The organism is Allotabrizicola aquatica (SeqCode), from assembly GCF_965194375.1.
Taxonomy (GTDB): domain Bacteria; phylum Pseudomonadota; class Alphaproteobacteria; order Rhodobacterales; family Rhodobacteraceae; genus Tabrizicola_A; species Tabrizicola_A aquatica.
Window position 1 is genome coordinate 204551 of sequence record NZ_CBDAEL010000004.1, and the last position, 16762, is coordinate 221312.

Sequence of the window (16762 nt, forward strand, 5' to 3'; positions counted from 1 at the left end):
GCCCTTGGCCCATCCCTGCCTGACACCGCCTCATGCTCTCGCCAATGATCTGGCCCTTGATTTGCCTGCGGCCAGGCACTTTGTCGATCCTTTGCGCGGGCTTGCCTTTATCTTTGACGAAAGGCAACTAGATCGCCAAGGACCCGCCTCACAAAAGCAAGGAGCCGCCCATGTTGACCGTCGCAGACACCGCCCCCGATTTCACCCTGCCCCGTGATGGCGGCGGCACCGTGACCCTGTCCGGCTTTCGCCCCGGAAAAGTGGTCTTGTATTTCTACCCCAAAGACGACACCCCCGGCTGCACGCTGGAAGCGCAGGATTTCACCGCCCGCGCCGCCGACTTTGCCGCCGCTGGCACCACGGTGATTGGCGTGTCCAAAGACAGCGTCAAAGCCCATGACAAGTTTTGCAAGAAACACGGCCTGCAAATCATCCTCGCCTCGGATGAGGGCGGGACGACCTGTGAGGACTACGGCGTCTGGGTTGAGAAAAGCATGTATGGCAAGACCTATATGGGCATCGAACGCAGCACGGTTCTGATCGACGGCGCAGGGCGCGTCGCGCGGATCTGGCCGAAAGTCTCGGTCAAGGGCCATGCCGATGAGGTTCTGGCCGCAGCACAAGCGCTGTAAGGCGGAGACGCGGGCATGAAATCGCTTGCCGAAATGGCGGTCGAGGTGCTGAGCTGCGCCGACGGTCGCGCCAAGACTGCGCTGTCGCATGCCCATGCGGCAGCGTGGTTTGCCGCGCGCAACGCCGGGCAGCCGCTGCCGATTGGCACCGCCGCGCCCCCAGATTTTCCTGCCCGCCCAGACCGCCCCGAACTGCTCGACCCCCGCGACGTGCCGCGCCGCCGCCCCGGCAGCCCGGCGGGACGCCTCGCGCTGTTGCATGCGGTGGCCCATATCGAGCTGAACGCTGTCGATCTGCACTGGGACATCATCGCACGCTTTGCCCATCAGCCGATGCCACTTGGTTATTATGACGATTGGGTCAAAGCGGCAGATGAAGAATCCAAACACTTCAATCTGGTCTCAGACCGGCTTGAAGCACTTGGAAGCCACTACGGCGCCCTGCCCGCCCATGCCGGCATGTGGCGCGCAGCCGCTGACACCGCGCAAGATTTCATGGGGCGGTTGGCCGTGGTGCCGATGGTGCTGGAAGCCCGTGGCCTGGATGTGACGCCGGGCATGATCGAGCTCTTTGAGCGCGCCAGTGACCCCGACACCCGCGCGGCCCTTGAGGTGATCTATGCCGAAGAGGTCGGCCATGTCGCCTATGGCTCTAAATGGTTCAACTGGCTCTGCGGCCGCGAGGGATTCGATCCGAAAGACAAATTCCACGAGCTGGTGCGCACTTATTTTCCCGGCACATTGAAACCGCCCTTCAATGAAGAAAAGCGCGCTGAGGCCGGACTGCCGCCCGACTTTTATTGGCCCTTGGCCGAGACTGTCCCAAACCGCACCTGAAGGTACTTCGGCAGAAACTCGCCGATATGACCCCGCCCAAAGGACCGATCCGCCCCCTGCCGCGCAAAGCTGTTGCGAGGTCACCAAGCCGCCGCTAATCAGAAGTGGCCGCGCCAAGGGCGGGCTTGCATCTGTCCTTTAGTCCCGGAAACGCCCCACGTGTTGATGCGCTTTGCCTATCGGATCCACCAGACGATTGAGCGGTACTTTCCCGAACAACGCCTGTTCTTGAAGTCTGATACTGAAACCCGGTTCATTCGTCTGCGCCCGGGCACGCAGGCCACTGCGGTCGTGGTGGGCGGGCTTGCGCTGGCTTGGACCATTCTGGCCACCGCAATTTTGATCTTTGACTCGATCTCGGCCGGGTCCTCGCGGGAACAGGTCCTGCGCCAACAGGTGCTGTACGAAGAGCGGATGAACACGCTCTCGATCGACCGCGATCTGCGCGCCGAAGAGGCTGCCTCGGCGCAAGAGCGGTTCAATCTTGCGTTGGAACAGGTCGCAACCATGCAGGCCCGGCTTCTTGCCTCGGAAGACCGGCGGCGCGAACTTGAAACCGGGATTGATGTGATCCAAAACACGCTGCGCCGCACGATTTTGGAACGCGACGAGGCGCGTGCAGAACTTGACCGCGCGGCCTTGGCGGCGGCACCCGGTGGCGCCAACACCGAAGCTGGCCGCGCGCAAGACACCAAGGATACGCTGGAGTTTCTGGCAAGCAGCCTCGATGGTACCGCGCGCGAACGTGACCGCATTCAAGGCTTGGCCGACAAAGCCGCCGAACAGATCGCCCAAAATACCGCGGAACGGCGCGAGATTGAACTGCGCAACGACGCCATCTTTATACGCCTAGAAGAGGCGCTGACCGTCTCGGTTGAGCCTTTGGAGAAAATGTTCAACGCCGCCGGCATGGACCCCGACGATCTTCTTGAGACGGTCCGCAAGGGCTATGACGGGCAAGGCGGGCCTCTGGCCCCCCTGTCGCTCTCGACCAAAGGCGTGCCGTCCATAGAAGAAACCCGCGCCAATGCCATTCTGGCCGGGCTTGACCGGATGAATCTCTACCGTCTTGCCGCGTTCAAAGCGCCCTTCGACAACCCCGTCAAAGGCCGTTACCGCTTCACCTCGGGCTTTGGCGCGCGCCAAGATCCCAAGGGCTGGGGCACCCGCATGCATGCCGGCACCGATTTTGCCGCCGCCTACGGCACGCCGATCCATGCCACCGCCGATGGGGTGGTGACCTTTGTCGGTTGGTCCTCGGGCTATGGTCGGTTGATCAAGGTCCAGCACGCCTTTGGCATCGAAACCCGCTACGCGCATTTGGCGCAAATGCGCGTCTCGGTCGGACAAAAAGTGTCGCGCGGCGAGCGGATCGGTGATATGGGCAATTCAGGCCGATCCACCGGCACACACCTTCACTACGAGGTCAGGATTGGTGGCAATGCCGTCAACCCGATGACGTTCATAAAGGCAGCGACCAATGTTTTCTAAAAGCCGCATCAACGAACCCGGCCCGGCAAAAGCGGGCGAGTCTGACAAGCCGAAAGCCCCGGAGACCCCTGTGACCAAACCCTCGATGGATTTCACCCCGACCGCGCCCAAGGGCAAAGTTGCGGCTTCTGTACTGTCGTCCGACTTGACCGTCGTTGGCAATCTGCGCACCACGGGTGACATTCAGGTTGAAGGCACCGTCGAAGGTGACATCCGCGCCCATCTTCTGACCGTTGGCGAAACCGCCACCATCCGGGGTGAGATCGTTGCAGACGATATCGTGGTGAATGGCCGCGTCATTGGCCGCGTACGCGGCCTGAAGGTGCGTCTCACCTCGACCGCCAAGGTTGAAGGCGACATCATTCACAAGACCATCGCCATCGAATCGGGAGCGCATTTCGAAGGCTCCGTGCAGCGGCAGGACGACCCCTTGGCCACTGGCCGCGCGCCAATCCCGCAGGCCCGTGCCGCGGCCCCTGCGGCTGAGGCGCAGGACGACGTGCAAGGCTAAGAGCCGATCTACAAGATCACACAGGGCACCCGGCCAAGCCGTGGTGCCCTTTTTCATGGGCCTTCGCGCTCCCATGCGATTGCGCGACGGTACAAATGCCAAGTTGCATGGCCAAAGACGGGCAAGACCACAAAAAGCCCCGCGAACCCCGGCAGCATGGCCACAAACAAGCTGCCCCCAATCAATGCGCCCCAGCCCAGCATGACCAAGGGGCTTTCGGTCACGACCCCCAGCGAAGTCAGCATGGCGGTGACGAAATCCACCTCGCGGTCCAACAGCATCGGAAGACTGACCACCGTCAGCGCGAACAAAAGCGTGGCAAAAATCGCCCCCACAACCGTGCCCACGGCCAACATCGCCACGCCTTCGGGCGTCAAGAACACTTCAGCCGATGTTGTGATATTGGTCAGCGTTGCTTTGCCCAGAAACAGCGCAAAAATCATATGCGCCAAGAAATTCCAAAACAGAAAGAACACCACGATCACCGCCGCCATCGACGGGATCTGCCGATCCATTTGCCGGAACACCACACCAAGCACCTGCCCCCAGATCAAAGGTTCACCCGCTTCGCGCCGCCGTGACACCTCATACAACCCGCAGGCCACGAACGGACCCAAGATCGGAAACCCGGCGCTGGCCGGCAGGCTCCACCACAGTTGACCTTTGGCGGTCAGGGAAAAGACGATCAGCCAGCCGCCCAGCACATAAATCCCAGCGAAAAAGAGACCAAACAACGGCTGCGCACGAAAATCACGCCAACCGGCGGTCAGGGCCTGTGTCAGATCGCTTAGGTCAACATGCAGGACTTCGGGCTTATCTGCGGGCGTTGGGGTCATTGCAGTCTCCATGGTGGGAAACCCTACGCACAGGACATTGTATTACCAAAGATGTATTTTATGCATCGAATTCAACGCGCTCGGCGCAGCCTTCGGCCATGTACCGGGGCTCACAGCGCGGTGCACCAATCAACTCGGGCGCGCCTCAATCTTCGGAATTCGCCTCGGCCCGACCCATGCCCGCCACGCCAAGCGCCAAGGTCGCCGCCATGAACTTATCCAGATCACCGTCCAGCACACCGCCCGTGTCACTGGTTTCCACGCTGGTCCGAAGATCTTTGACCATCTGATAGGGCTGCAAGACATAGGACCGGATCTGGTTGCCCCAGCCCGCATCGCCCTTGTTCTCATGCGCCTCGTTGATGGCCGCGTTGCGCTTGTCCAACTCCAACTGGTAAAGCCGCGACTTCAGCGCCTGCATGGCGATGTCACGGTTCTGGTGCTGCGATTTCAGCGACGAGGTCACCACGATATTGGTTGGAAAGTGCGTAATCCGCACGGCCGAGTCGGTCTTGTTCACGTGCTGCCCACCCGCGCCCGAGGACCGATAGGTGTCGATGCGAATGTCCTTGTCCTGAATCTCGATCTCGATGTTGTCATCGACCACCGGATAGACCCAGACCGAGGAAAACGAGGTATGCCGCCGCGCCGCTGAATCGAAGGGCGAAATGCGGACCAAGCGGTGGACCCCGGATTCCGACTTTAGCCAGCCATAGGCGTTCTTCCCGGAAATCTTGTAGCTGACCGACCGGATGCCCGCCTCTTCGCCCGCCGTTTCCGACTGCATTTCAACGGTATAGCCCTTCTTCTCGGCCCAGCGAACATACATCCGCGCCAGAATAGACGCCCAGTCGCAGCTTTCGGTGCCACCCGCGCCTGCGTTGATTTCCAGATAGGTGTCGTTGCCGTCCGCCTCGCCGTCCAACAGCGCCTCAAGCTCGCGTTGAGCGGCATCGGCGACCAGCGCCTTCAGCGCGGCTTCCGCCTCGGTCACAACCTCGGCGTCGCCCTCGGCCTCGCCCAATTCGATCAGCTCGACATTGTCGCGCAGACCACCGTCGATTAGCTTATAGGCCGCAATGGCATCCATCAGCGCCTGACGCTCTTTCATCAGCTTTTGCGCCTTGGCCGGATCGTTCCACAGATTGGGATCTTCGATCAGCGCGTCGAATTCTTCCAACCGATGCGGCGCGGTTTCCCAGTCCAGACGCTGCGCCAAAAGCTTCAGCGACTTCTCGATCTGATCGATATGGTTCTGGGTCTCGGCGCGCATCGTGTCATCCTTGATCTTCGCGCCGCGTGATAGCCTGTGGCGCAAGGCGGGGCAAGCGGCACGCCTGCCCGCTTTGGCCGCTAGTAAAGCCCGCCCGAGCTGAGTGTGCCGAAATTGGCCTTTTTCGGAACCGACTTCTGCTGCCCGTCCGAGGTGGTGACCGTGTCCACAAGATCGGCCTCGGTCTCACCCGCCGCGAACAAGGGCAGATCCGACCCCATCGCAAAGCCGCCATCCACAAGGGCATCAAGCCCGAAGAGCACCTCTTCACCCTCGCGGAAGTATTCCGAAATCACATTGTCTCCGGTGGCATCTGCAGGCAGTTTTGCCCCGGTGAAGCGGTCGATCTTCTGGAAATAACCACCCGGCGGCACGGCAAACTCGGTGCCGCCATAGGTGGCAACTGCCTCTTTCATGAACTCTTGAAAGATCGGCACGCAGAGTGTGCCGCCAAAAGCACCTTCGCCCAAAGACCGCGGCTGGTCAAAGCCCATATAGCAGCCCGCCACCACCTCAGAGCTATAGCCAATGAACCAGACATCCTTGGCATCATTGGTGGTGCCAGTCTTGCCTGCCACCGGAACCGGCAGCCTCACCCGCGAGCCCGAGCCCCGGATCACCACGCCCTCCATCATCGAGGTCAGCTGATAGGCGGTGATGGCATCCATCACCCGCTCCCGGTCAGACTTGATGGTGACGCCCTGCCCTTTAGGCAAGGTCGGCAAGGCGCAATCGACGCATTGGCGCTGATCATGGCGATAGATCGTCTTGCCAAAGCGGTCTTGCACCCGATCGACCAGCGTCGGCTCCACCCGCTCGCCACCGTTGGCGAACATGGCATAGGCCGCCACCATCTTGAACAGGGTGGATTCCTGCGCCCCGAGCGCATTGGCCAAGAACGGGTTCATGTTGGTGTAAACGCCGAATTTCTCGGCATAGCTCGCCACAAGATCCATGCCGATTTCTTGCCCAATCCGAATGGTCATTAGGTTTCGGCTTTGCTCAATCCCGGTCCGCAACGGTGTGGGGCCGTAAAACTTGTTCGAGGCGTTCTTCGGCGTCCAAAGCCCCTCGGGCGTTTCAATCTCAATCGGCGCGTCCACGACGATGGTGGCCGGGGTGAACCCCGAATCCAAAGCGGCGGCATACACGAAGGGCTTAAAGCTTGACCCCGGCTGCCGCGTCGCTTGTGTGGCGCGGTTGAAGACCGAAGCCTGATAGCTGAACCCGCCCTGCATGGCGATCACGCGGCCCGTTTCAACGTCCATCGCCATCAAGCCGCCCTGCACCTCGGGCACCTGCCGCAAGGACCAGTGCTGAAAGCTGCCATCCTCTTCGCTGGTGACGGCGCGCACCATGACCACATCACCGACCGATACCAGATCACCCGGCACCTTAGCCTTTTTCGCCAGCTTCCCATCCTGCAGGAGCTTGCGCGCCCAGGTCACATCCTCGGCCGGGATGGTCGGCTCTTGGCCTTGAAGATCGCCCTCCATGCCAAAACGGGCGAAATCCTCGCCCAGTTCAAGGATCACCGCCGCCTGCCAGCCCTCAACATCGCGCGGCAGGTCCGGCACTTCCGCCAAAGCCGCGCGCCAATCGGCTTCGACCGCCAGCTTGTCAGCCGCAATCGTCTTGCCCGTGCCGCGCCAGATACCCTGACCGCGGTCATATTTCTCCAACCCGCGCCGCAGCGCCCGGGCAGCCACCGCCTGCAGTTCCGGCTCGACCGTGGCGCGGATCGACAGGCCGCCCCCGAAGAACTCTTCTTCCCCAAAAGTGCCCGACAACTGACGCCGAATCTCATCGGTGAAATAGCTGCGCGGCGGCAGCGCCTCGCGGAAGGCCGGATAATCGCCGTTCTGCACCGAGCGCAGCGGCTGCTTGCGCTCACTCAGATAGGCGGCCTCGTTGATATAGCCGTTTTGCCACATCTCGCGCAGCACATAGTCCCGCCGCTCTAGCAGACGGTCTTTGCCGCGCACGGGGTGAAACTCACCGGGGGCCTTTGGCAAAGAGGCCAACATCGCCGCTTCATGCGGGGCAAGAGCGGTCAGCGGCTTGTTGAAATAGGTCTGGGCGGCGGCTGCCACACCATAGCTGTTTTGACCGAGGAAGATCTCGTTCAGATAGAGCTCAAGGATCTTGTCCTTCGACAGCGTCTCTTCCAGCCTTGTGGCCAGAATGATCTCTTTGATCTTGCGCTCAACACTGCGCGAGCCATCAAGAAGAAAGTTCTTCATCACCTGCTGGGTAATCGTCGACGCCCCGCGCAGATTTGCGCCCCGGCTGACAACCGCATCGCGAAAGGCCGAGATCATGCCCGTCACGTCATAGCCCTTGTGGGTGTAGAAATGCTTGTCCTCGGCTGACACGAAGGCCTGCTTCACCAGCTCGGGTATATCCTCAGAGGCCACAAACAACCGCCGCTCTTGGGCGAATTCGTCGATGATCCTGCCTTCGCCCGAATAAATCCGGCTGATGGTGGGCGGGGTATACTGGGCAAGGCTTTCGTGGCTCGGCAGGTCTGACGAGTAGATATAGAAAATGCCACCAATCGACAGGGCCCCAAAGAGAAGCCCCATGGTTACCATGGTAAAGATGGCCCCGAAGAACGAGCCAATGAACCTGATCACGCCGGCAATCCCCACCGCAACGACATACGCCAATTTGGCCCTCTATAGGCGCGCCGCGACCAAAGGTCAAAACACGATCCGGGCGCGCGGCACATCATCTGCGGTCAGTCGCCGGCGGGGGCCGCTCGGGGCGCCAATCGGCTGATCGCTGCCTCCGCCTCGGCCCACGCCACAATGCCTGTGCGCAGCGCCTCAGCCATGCTGGCACGCCAGCCCGGATCGTTCAGCCGTTTAAGATCCGAGGCCGAGGACATGAACCCCAGCTCAATGAGCAATGACGGAATATCGGGCGATTTCAGCACAGAAAACCCGGCCTTCTGATGCGGCCTGCGGTGCATAGGCAGCCCCGCCTTTGTGATGGCACCTGCCAAGGTCGTGGCCAGCCGGTCGATCTTGGGTCCGGTTTCAGTGCGGGCCATGTCCATCAAGACGGTGGCCACCAAATCATCCTGCGCGGTCAAATCCACGCCAGCCAAGAGATCATCGCGGTCATGACGTTCGGCCAAGGCGGCGGACGCAGCATCGCTGGCCTCCTCGGACAGCGAATAGAGCGTCACCCCCACCGCCTCGCCTTCACTCAAAGCATCGGCATGCAGCGACAGCATCAGATCCGCCGCCGCCGCGCGGGCGATGGAAATTCGCGCCTCAAGAGGCACGAAATGGTCACTGTCACGCGTCATCACCACCTGAAACCGACCGTCGCGCAGCAAGATTTCCTTAAACTCCCGTGCGAACTGCAAGACCAGATCGGCCTCGGTCTGGCCATCCCGCTCGGCACCCGGATCAATGCCGCCATGGCCGGGGTCCAGAACCACAATCCACCGCCCCTGCACGCGCGCTGGCGGCTTGGCCAGATCGGTGACATTGGGCATCCCCCAGCCGGGCAATTCGGGCTGGGCTGCGGCCGCCGCAAAGGCCTCAGCCGAAGTCGGGTCCAGCCGCAGCGCAAGCTTTGTGTCATTTTGCGTCGACATCTCAGCCAGCGAAAGCGCCATTGGCCCCGACAGCTCCAACACCAGCCGCGACCAACCCGGCCGAAACACCCCCGCCCGCACGGCCCTCACATGGTCAGAGGTCTGCAGAACCCCCTCAACCCCCGTCCAGTCCACCTCGCGCACATCCAACACCAAACGCGGCGGATCGGCGCGGAACCGCACGCGCCACGGCACCGGTTGCGACAGCGAAAAGCGGATCTCAGCCCCTTGGCCCGCATCTCGGATATAGGATTGCGCGGGCTCGATCCGGGCCAAAGCAGAAAGTTCCTGCGCCCGCGCCGCAACGGGCAGGCACAGCGCCACCAACAAAATCGCGACCAACCATTTCATCTTGGCAAAAATACTCAAAATCCGACCCATCGGCAAATCACCGACCTGTCATGAACTGTCGCAGCCTAGCGAGCCCCTCGGCAATATCTGACGTGGCCCGCGCATAAGAAAACCGCAGCGTGGTCCGGCCCCGAACAGGGTCAAAATCCAGTCCCGGCGTGACGGCAACCCCTGCCCCGTGCAGGATGTCGCGCGCCAGCTGCAAACTGTCTGACGTCAGGTCCGACACATCCGCATAAATGTAAAACGCCCCATCCGGCGGCGCGATGCGGTGGAAGCCTGCTTTCGGCAGCCCCTCCAGCATCAACCGGCGGTTCTCGGCATAGACGGCGCGATTGGCCTCCAACTCATCGACACAGTCCAAGGCGGCAAGCGCCGCCACTTGGCTGACATGCGGCGGGCAGATGAACATGTTTTGCGCCAAGCGTTCGCAGGTGCGGATGTGATCCTCAGGCACCACCATCCAGCCAAGCCGCCAACCGGTCATGCTGAAATACTTGGAAAAACTGTTGATGACATAGGCCTCGTCGCTAATCTCCAGCGCCGACACGGCACGATCCCCATAATGCAGCCCGTGGTAAATCTCGTCCGACACAAAGGAAATCCCACGTCCAGCCGCATGATCCATCAGCGCCGTCAGCGCATTCCGCGACAGCATAGTGCCCGATGGATTGCCGGGCGAGGCGACGATCAGGCCCTTCAGATCCACCCCTTCCAGATCGGCGGGAACAGGCTGCAACCGGTTTTCCTCGCGCGTGGGGATTCCAACAGGCGTCAGGCTCAGCGCCCGCAGGATCTGGCGATAGCTCGGATAGCCGGGTTCGCCCAAGCCCACGCGGTCCCCCGCATCAAACAGCGCCGAAAACGCCAAGAGAAAGGCCGAGGAGGACCCCGACGTCACAATCACCCGGTCGGGGTTCAGATCCACGCCATACCAGCGTTGATAAAGGGACGCGATCCCCCGGCGCAGCTCGGGCAGACCCAAGGCGACCGTATAGCCCAAGGGCTGCTCCAGCGCCGCTGCCACCGCCGCCCGGGCGGCCAAGGGCGCAGGCGTGCCGGGCTGGCCCACCTCCATATGGATGATGTGTCGCCCCGACGCCTCCAGCGCGCGGGCCTCCTCCATCACATCCATCACAATAAAGGGATCGACCTGCCCGCGTCTTGATCTTTGCATCCGCTGCCCCTTAAGCTCTCGGGCCATAGACCCTATGGCGGGCCAGATGGTCAAGCCCGCCGTCCCAAGATCAAAGGAAGCCTGATGCGCCGTTTTGTCCTTGCCCTGTCTGCCTGCCTGTTGGGCACCACCGCATTCGCCGGGGGTCTGGGCGAAATGACCGACGCTGAACGCGCCGCCTTTGGCGAAGAGGTGCGCAGCTATCTTCTAGAAAATCCGGAAGTACTGGTCGAGGTGATGGATGTTCTCCAAGGCCGCGAAGAAGCCAACGCAGCCAACCGCGATCTTGAAATGCTGGCCACACACAAAGACGCCATCTTCAACGATCCGGCCTCATGGGTGGGTGGCAACCCTGAGGGGGACATCACGCTGGTCGAATTCGTCGACTACCGCTGCGGTTATTGCAAAAGGGCCCATGACGAGGTGGCCGAACTGGTGAAAACCGACGGCAATATCCGCTTTGTTCTGAAAGAATTCCCCATTCTTGGGGAAGACTCGTTGAAGTCTTCGCAGTTTGCCATCTCGGTTTTGCAACTGCACGGACCCGAGGCCTATAAAGCGGCGCATGACGCGCTGATCGCACTGCGCGGCAACCCGGATGAGGCCACTCTCAGCGGGATGGCAACCGATCTGGGGCTTGACCCTGCTCCGATCCTTGCGCGCATGTCCACGCCCGAGGTGATGTCGGTGATCGAGGCGAACCATGCGCTTGCCACCACGATGGAAATTCAGGGCACGCCGACCTTCGTCATCGATCAGACCATGGTGCGCGGCTATGTGCCCTTGGATGGCATGCGCCAGATTGTGGCCGGGCAGCGTGGCTAACCGCCTGTCGGTTCAGGCCTTCTTGGCCTGAACCACCTTTTCGGCCAGGGCCTTGGCAATCGCAAAGGCGCCTTTGATCCGGTCGCCCTCCGACTTCATCTCGCCCATCAGAACCACCTTGTTGCCCTGCACCTTGGCCGCCGGTCCCTGTTCACGCAGGAACTCGACCAGCCCGGCCGGATTGGCGAATTTGTCGTTGTGGAACTGCAAGGTCGCGCCCTTTGGCCCCGCATCAATGCGCGAAATCCCTGCGCGTTTGCACATCGCCTTGATCCGCACGATCAGCATCAGGGTGTTGACCTCTTTCGGGATCGCACCAAAGCGGTCAATCAACTCAGCGGCAAAGCCCTCAAGCTCCACCTTGGTGGCAAGGCTGGACAGCCTGCGATAGAGGCCCAGCCGGATGTCCAGATCCGGCACATAGGCGTCGGGGATCATCACCGCGACCCCCAGATTGATCTGCGGCGACCAGCCGTCATCGACCTGCGCCAGCCCCTGCAACTCACCCGATTTGATCTTGGCGATCGTCTCTTCCAGCATCTGCTGATAGAGCTCGTAGCCGACTTCCTTGATGTGGCCGGACTGTTCTTCGCCCAAAAGGTTCCCGGCCCCGCGCAGATCAAGGTCATGCGACGCCAAGTTGAACCCCGCGCCCAGACTGTCAAGGCTGGCCAAAAGTTTCAGCCGCTTCATCGCCTGCGGCGTCAGCGGGCTGCGGGGTTTTGTGGTGAGATAACAATAGGCTCGGGTCTTCGCGCGGCCAACCCGGCCCCGTATTTGGTACAACTGTCCAAGACCGAACATGTCGGCCCGGTGCACGATCATCGTGTTGGCGGTGGGAATATCCAGCCCCGATTCCACAATCGTCGTGGCCAACAGCACGTCATATTTGCCGTCATAGAACTGGTTCATCCGATCATCCAGATCGCCCGCCGCCAATTGGCCATGGGCGGTGATGAAGGTGACCTCGGGCACATTGGATTTCAGCCAATCCTCGATCTCGGGCAGATCAGAAATCCGGGGCACGACCCAGAAGCTTTGCCCACCGCGGTAGTGTTCCCGCAACAGCGCCTCTCGCAGCGTCACGCCATCAAATTCCGAGACATAGGTGCGGATCGCCAGACGGTCGACCGGGGGCGTCGCGATGATCGACAGATCGCGCACCCCGGTCAGCGAAAGTTGCAGCGTGCGCGGAATGGGCGTGGCGGTTAGCGTCAGCACATGGATGTCGGACCGCAGCTCTTTCAGCCGTTCCTTGTGCGTCACACCAAAGTGCTGCTCTTCGTCGATGACCAGAAGGCCAAGGTTCTTGAACTTCACGGCCTTCGCCAAAAGCGCATGGGTGCCCACGACGATATCCACCGTCCCTGCCCCCATCATCTCCCGCGTCAGGTTGGCCTCTTTGGCGCTGACAAAACGAGACAGCGGTCGAACCGAAATCGGAAATCCCCGGAAGCGTTCGGCAAAGCTGCGGTAATGCTGGCGGGCCAAAAGCGTGGTCGGGCAGATCACTGCCACCTGCATGCCCGACAAGGCCGCCACAAAGGCCGCGCGCATCGCAACCTCGGTCTTACCAAAGCCGACATCGCCGACGACCAAACGGTCCATCGGGCTGCCCTTTTCAAGGTCTGCCACCACATCGGCAATCGCCGTCAACTGGTCATCGGTTTCCTGATAGGGGAAGCGCGCGGCAAAGGCCTCCCACAAGGAATGTGGCGCCTCCAAGATCGGCGCGTGGCGCAAAGCACGCTCCGCCGCGATCCGCATCAAGCGGTCGGCAATTTCCTTGATCCGCTCTTTCAGCTTGGCCTTCTTGGCCTGCCAAGCCCCACCGCCCAGCCGGTCCAACAGACCTTCTTCGTGGCCATAACGGCTAAGAAGTTCAATGTTTTCAACGGGTAGATACAGCTTCGCCCCTTCAGCATATTCAAGGCTGACACAAGCATGCGGTGCGCCCAAGGCGGTGATCGTCTCCAACCCCAGATAGCGCCCGACCCCATGTTCGACATGCACCACCAGATCGCCGGGGCTGAGACTTTCGGCATCACGCAGGAAATTCTCGGCCTTACGCTTGCGCTTGGGCTTGGAGGCGAGACGGTCGCCCAGCACGTCTTGTTCGGAAATGACCGCCAGTCCCGGCGCGACAAAACCGGCCTCCAAGGCCCAGATCATCAAGAAAAGCCCGCCCTTGCCCTCGGGCAAGTCGCGCAGATCCTTGATCGGCTGCGCCCCGGGGACGCCCTGATCTTGCAAAAGCCCCGCCAGCCGCTCTCGCGCACCTTCCGACCATGAGGCGATCACCACATGGCCCTCTTGACGCAGAGCGTTAATATGGTCCGCCAAGGCACCGAAAAGACTGATGCTTTCTTGCTGCCGCTCTGGCGCAAAACTGCGGCCGATCCGGGCGCCGGCATCCAGAACACCCGGGCCGGGCGATTGGGCCAAGGGGGAAAGCTGGATCAGCCGATGGTCGGCCACCGCAGCCTCCCAGGCGGAATCGTCCAGATACAAAAGCCCCGGCGCGATGGGCTTGTAGACCGTCTCCATCCGCCCCTTTTGCGCCATGGCGTCGCGGCGGGCGTCAAACTGATCGTCGATCCCCTCCCAGCGTGCCAAACGCGACGGTGTGACCTGATCGTCCAGCACCACAGAGGCCTCGGGCAGATAGTCAAAGATCGTCTCAAGCCGGGCGTGGAAAAACGGCAGCCAATGCTCCATCCCGGCGTGTTTGCGCCCCGCACTCACCGCCTCATAAAGCGGATCGTCGGACCCTGCCGCGCCGAACTCTATCCGGTAGCTTTGCCGAAACCGCGTGATGGCGGCATCGTCTAGAATGACCTCGGACATCGGTGCCAGATCAATGGCGGTCAGCTTTTCGGTGGTGCGCTGGGTGACAGCGTCAAAACGGCGCAAACCGTCCAAGGTGTCGCCAAAGAAATCCAGCCGGACAGGGCCAGAGTTGCCCGGTGGCCAGATGTCAACGATGCCGCCGCGAATGGCATAATCGCCGGGTTCAGCCACGGTGGAGACAGGCGAAAACCCCATGCGGGCGAGAAACCCCTTCAGATGCCCCTCATCCACCCGCGTGCCAACACGCGCCGAAAAGGACGCCCCCCGGATCACATCACGCGCGGGAATTCGTTGGGTGACCGCGGTCATGGTGGTCAGCAACACCAGTGGGCCGGCAAGACCATGCGACAGCATCGCCAGCGTGGCCATGCGCCGCGCCGCGATTTCGGGATTGGGCGAGATGCGGTCATAGGGCAGACAGTCCCAAGCTGGGAACTCCAGCACCAACAACCCCGGCGCCATGACGCTAAGGGCGGCCCGCATCGCCTCCATGCGTTTGTCATCGCGCGCGACATGGACAACGGCGACGCCCCGCTCGGCCTCTCGCGCCAGAAGGCGCGCGTCAAAACCCTCGGGCGCGCCGCCAAGAATGATCCGCGACGACGCCATGCCTTACCCCAAAACCCCGATTTGCATGTTTTGATACATGCCGAAGAGCGAGGTCACGAAGATTGAGATCATGCCCAAGATTTGCGTCGAGAGCCGGTGGCGATGCAGGCAACGATGCAAAGCCTCACCCTGCCCTTCACCTGCCTCAATCCTCAACGAGGTGCGCAGCGACAAAAGCATCAGCACTGAGAAGGGCACATAAAGAAACAGCACGGCCTGCGCGAATTCGATATCATAGGCGAAGCCCAGCAAGACCAGCATGGTCAGCATAAAGGCCCAAAACGCCACCAACCAAGACCCTGTCGTCCGCACGATATACAGCATCCGACCGGTGTTGATCCGCACCATGGTTTCCAGATCATCCTGCGCCGCGCCACCTTGGCGTTTGGCGCGGCTGATCATGTCAAAGGGAACGCCAAGCACCCAATGGCTGGCGGTGGACCACAAGACCGCGAGCACGATCCAGTACCACAGGTTCGAAAACGACCGCATGTCGATCAGTTCGAAAATGACGTTGTACCAGTCCACCGAAGCTCAGCCCGTCTGCAAACCGCGTTGAAATCTCACCTTGAGGCGCTGGCATTTCCATGGCAGGCAAGACGGGCAATCGCAAGCCCTTTCCGCCCGCAGCCATGCCCCAGCCGAACGAGACCGCCATGACCCCAGTCGCCTCGCCCAGCCACCGCTTTCGCCGCCTGAAGCGCAGCCCTGCGCTGCGTGCGATGGTGCAGGAAAACAGCCTGTCTTTGGGCGATCTGATCTGGCCCGTGTTTCTGTGCGACGGGGTCAACACGCGCCAGCCCATCGGCTCCATGCCGGGGGTCGAACGGTTGAGCCTTGATCTGGTGGTCAAGGCCGCTGAAGAGGCGGCAGCCTTGGGCATTCCGGCGATTTGCTTGTTTCCCTATACCAACCCTTCGGTGAAAACCGTGGGCTGTGAAGAAGCCTGGAACCCCGAGAACCTGACCAACCGCGCGATTCGCGCCATCAAGGCGGCGGTGCCCGACATTGCCGTGATGACGGATGTGGCGCTTGATCCCTATAACGCGCTCGGCCATGACGGGCTGGTGGTAGATGGTGTCATCCTGAACGACGAGACGGTCGAGGCGCTGGTCAAGATGGCCTTGGTGCAGGCCGAGGCGGGGGCCGATATTCTAGGACCGTCAGATATGATGGATGGCCGGATCGGCGCCATGCGCAGCGCGCTGGAGGGCGCGGGGCATCAGGGTGTCGCGATCCTGTCCTATGCCGCGAAATATGCGAGCGCCTTTTATGGCCCGTTCCGCGATGCGGTGGGAGCGACGGGTGCGCTGAAGGGCGACAAGAAAACCTATCAGATGAACCCCGCCAACAGCGATGAAGCGCTCCGTTTGGTTGAGCGTGACCTGCGCGAAGGCGCGGATATGGTGATGGTCAAGCCCGGCATGCCCTATCTCGACATTTGCCGCCGGGTGAAAGACGCGTTTGGCGCGCCGACCTTTGCCTATCAGGTGTCGGGCGAGTATGCGATGATCATGGCCGCTGCGCAGAACGGCTGGATCGATTGCGACAAGGCGATGGTGGAAAGCCTGATGGCGTTCAAGCGCGCGGGCTGTGATGGCGTGCTGACCTATTTCGCCCCTCGGGTTGCAAAGTTGATCCGCGCGGGCTTGTAAGGGCGCAAGCGGGAAGCCGCGAGTGTTCATCTGTGCTGGTGACAGGGCGGGGTTTGCCCGTTAAGCTGCATGACAACGGGGGAAACACCCCGAAAACCGAGGCGG

13 protein-coding genes are annotated in these 16762 nt (G+C 61.4%); 6 read left to right on the forward strand and 7 right to left on the reverse strand.

Translation table 11 applies throughout. The features are described from left to right. Positions 1-170: 170 nt before the first annotated feature. The 4 genes from AC72UB_RS08035 (at position 171) to AC72UB_RS08050 (ending at position 3471) form a co-directional block, all read left to right on the forward strand. Positions 171-632: a peroxiredoxin gene (locus AC72UB_RS08035; RefSeq protein ID WP_463288511.1), complete on the forward strand. Its 462-nt coding sequence runs from the start codon at positions 171-173 to the stop codon at positions 630-632. Positions 633-647: 15 nt separating this feature from the next. Continuing rightward, complete coding sequence (locus tag AC72UB_RS08040) at positions 648-1469, forward strand: ferritin-like domain-containing protein (RefSeq protein ID WP_505189299.1); 822 nt, start codon at positions 648-650, stop codon at positions 1467-1469. Between the two features lie 159 nt (positions 1470-1628). Beyond that, positions 1629-2960 carry a DUF5930 domain-containing protein gene (locus AC72UB_RS08045; RefSeq protein WP_505189300.1) on the forward strand — a complete coding sequence of 444 codons (1332 nt, stop codon included), beginning with the start codon at positions 1629-1631 and terminating at the stop codon, positions 2958-2960. Next, complete coding sequence (locus AC72UB_RS08050; protein WP_463288514.1) at positions 2950-3471, forward strand: bactofilin family protein; 522 nt, start codon at positions 2950-2952, stop codon at positions 3469-3471. The genes AC72UB_RS08045 and AC72UB_RS08050 overlap by 11 nt, the downstream gene beginning before the upstream one ends. A gap of 53 nt (positions 3472-3524) precedes the next feature. Here the strand turns inward: AC72UB_RS08050 and AC72UB_RS08055 are convergent, their stop codons facing one another. From AC72UB_RS08055 to AC72UB_RS08075, 5 genes are all read right to left on the reverse strand, one after another. Then, entirely contained in the window at positions 3525-4307 is a 783-nt protein-coding gene (locus AC72UB_RS08055) for a DUF2189 domain-containing protein (protein ID WP_505189301.1), read from the reverse strand. A 145-nt stretch (positions 4308-4452) separates the two neighbouring features. Continuing rightward, positions 4453-5580 carry a peptide chain release factor 2 gene (gene prfB / locus AC72UB_RS08060; protein ID WP_463288516.1) on the reverse strand — a complete coding sequence of 376 codons (1128 nt, stop codon included), beginning with the start codon at positions 5578-5580 and terminating at the stop codon, positions 4453-4455. Positions 5581-5660: 80 nt separating this feature from the next. Then, positions 5661-8216 (reverse strand): penicillin-binding protein 1A, encoded by a 2556-nt coding sequence (locus AC72UB_RS08065; protein WP_505189359.1) that lies wholly within the window; start codon positions 8214-8216, stop codon positions 5661-5663. A gap of 104 nt (positions 8217-8320) precedes the next feature. After that, positions 8321-9541, reverse strand: a complete 1221-nt coding sequence (locus AC72UB_RS08070) for an N-acetylmuramoyl-L-alanine amidase (RefSeq protein WP_505189302.1) — start codon at positions 9539-9541, stop codon at positions 8321-8323. A gap of 37 nt (positions 9542-9578) precedes the next feature. Beyond that, entirely contained in the window at positions 9579-10718 is a 1140-nt protein-coding gene (locus tag AC72UB_RS08075; protein ID WP_505189303.1) for a pyridoxal phosphate-dependent aminotransferase, read from the reverse strand. 84 nt (positions 10719-10802) lie between these two features. Here AC72UB_RS08075 and AC72UB_RS08080 point away from each other — a divergent pair, with 84 nt between their 5' ends. Next, on the forward strand, positions 10803-11543 hold the full coding sequence (locus AC72UB_RS08080) for a DsbA family protein (RefSeq protein WP_463288520.1): 741 nt from the start codon (positions 10803-10805) through the stop codon (positions 11541-11543). A 12-nt stretch (positions 11544-11555) separates the two neighbouring features. Here the strand turns inward: AC72UB_RS08080 and mfd are convergent, their stop codons facing one another. After that, positions 11556-15002: a transcription-repair coupling factor gene (gene mfd / locus AC72UB_RS08085; protein WP_505189304.1), complete on the reverse strand. Its 3447-nt coding sequence runs from the start codon at positions 15000-15002 to the stop codon at positions 11556-11558. Positions 15003-15005: 3 nt separating this feature from the next. Continuing rightward, positions 15006-15530 carry a component of SufBCD complex gene (locus AC72UB_RS08090; protein WP_505189305.1) on the reverse strand — a complete coding sequence of 175 codons (525 nt, stop codon included), beginning with the start codon at positions 15528-15530 and terminating at the stop codon, positions 15006-15008. Between the two features lie 128 nt (positions 15531-15658). Between AC72UB_RS08090 and hemB the strand changes: the two genes are divergently transcribed. After that, on the forward strand, positions 15659-16657 hold the full coding sequence (hemB, locus tag AC72UB_RS08095; protein ID WP_505189360.1) for a porphobilinogen synthase: 999 nt from the start codon (positions 15659-15661) through the stop codon (positions 16655-16657). Positions 16658-16762 lie beyond the last annotated feature (105 nt).

Excerpts from the sequence above, each read along its gene's own strand:
- AC72UB_RS08035 (WP_463288511.1), top strand. The coding sequence starts at position 171 with ATGTTGACCGTCGCAGACACCGCCCCCGATTTCACCCTGCCCCGTGAT.
- AC72UB_RS08040 (WP_505189299.1), top strand. The coding sequence starts at position 648 with ATGAAATCGCTTGCCGAAATGGCGGTCGAGGTGCTGAGCTGCGCCGAC.
- AC72UB_RS08050 (WP_463288514.1), top strand. The coding sequence starts at position 2,950 with ATGTTTTCTAAAAGCCGCATCAACGAACCCGGCCCGGCAAAAGCGGGC.
- AC72UB_RS08055 (WP_505189301.1), bottom strand. The coding sequence starts at position 4,307 with ATGACCCCAACGCCCGCAGATAAGCCCGAAGTCCTGCATGTTGACCTA.
- prfB (WP_463288516.1), bottom strand. The coding sequence starts at position 5,580 with ATGCGCGCCGAGACCCAGAACCATATCGATCAGATCGAGAAGTCGCTG.
- AC72UB_RS08070 (WP_505189302.1), bottom strand. The coding sequence starts at position 9,541 with ATGAAATGGTTGGTCGCGATTTTGTTGGTGGCGCTGTGCCTGCCCGTT.
- AC72UB_RS08075 (WP_505189303.1), bottom strand. The coding sequence starts at position 10,718 with ATGCAAAGATCAAGACGCGGGCAGGTCGATCCCTTTATTGTGATGGAT.
- AC72UB_RS08080 (WP_463288520.1), top strand. The coding sequence starts at position 10,803 with ATGCGCCGTTTTGTCCTTGCCCTGTCTGCCTGCCTGTTGGGCACCACC.
- mfd (WP_505189304.1), bottom strand. The coding sequence starts at position 15,002 with ATGGCGTCGTCGCGGATCATTCTTGGCGGCGCGCCCGAGGGTTTTGAC.
- hemB (WP_505189360.1), top strand. The coding sequence starts at position 15,659 with ATGACCCCAGTCGCCTCGCCCAGCCACCGCTTTCGCCGCCTGAAGCGC.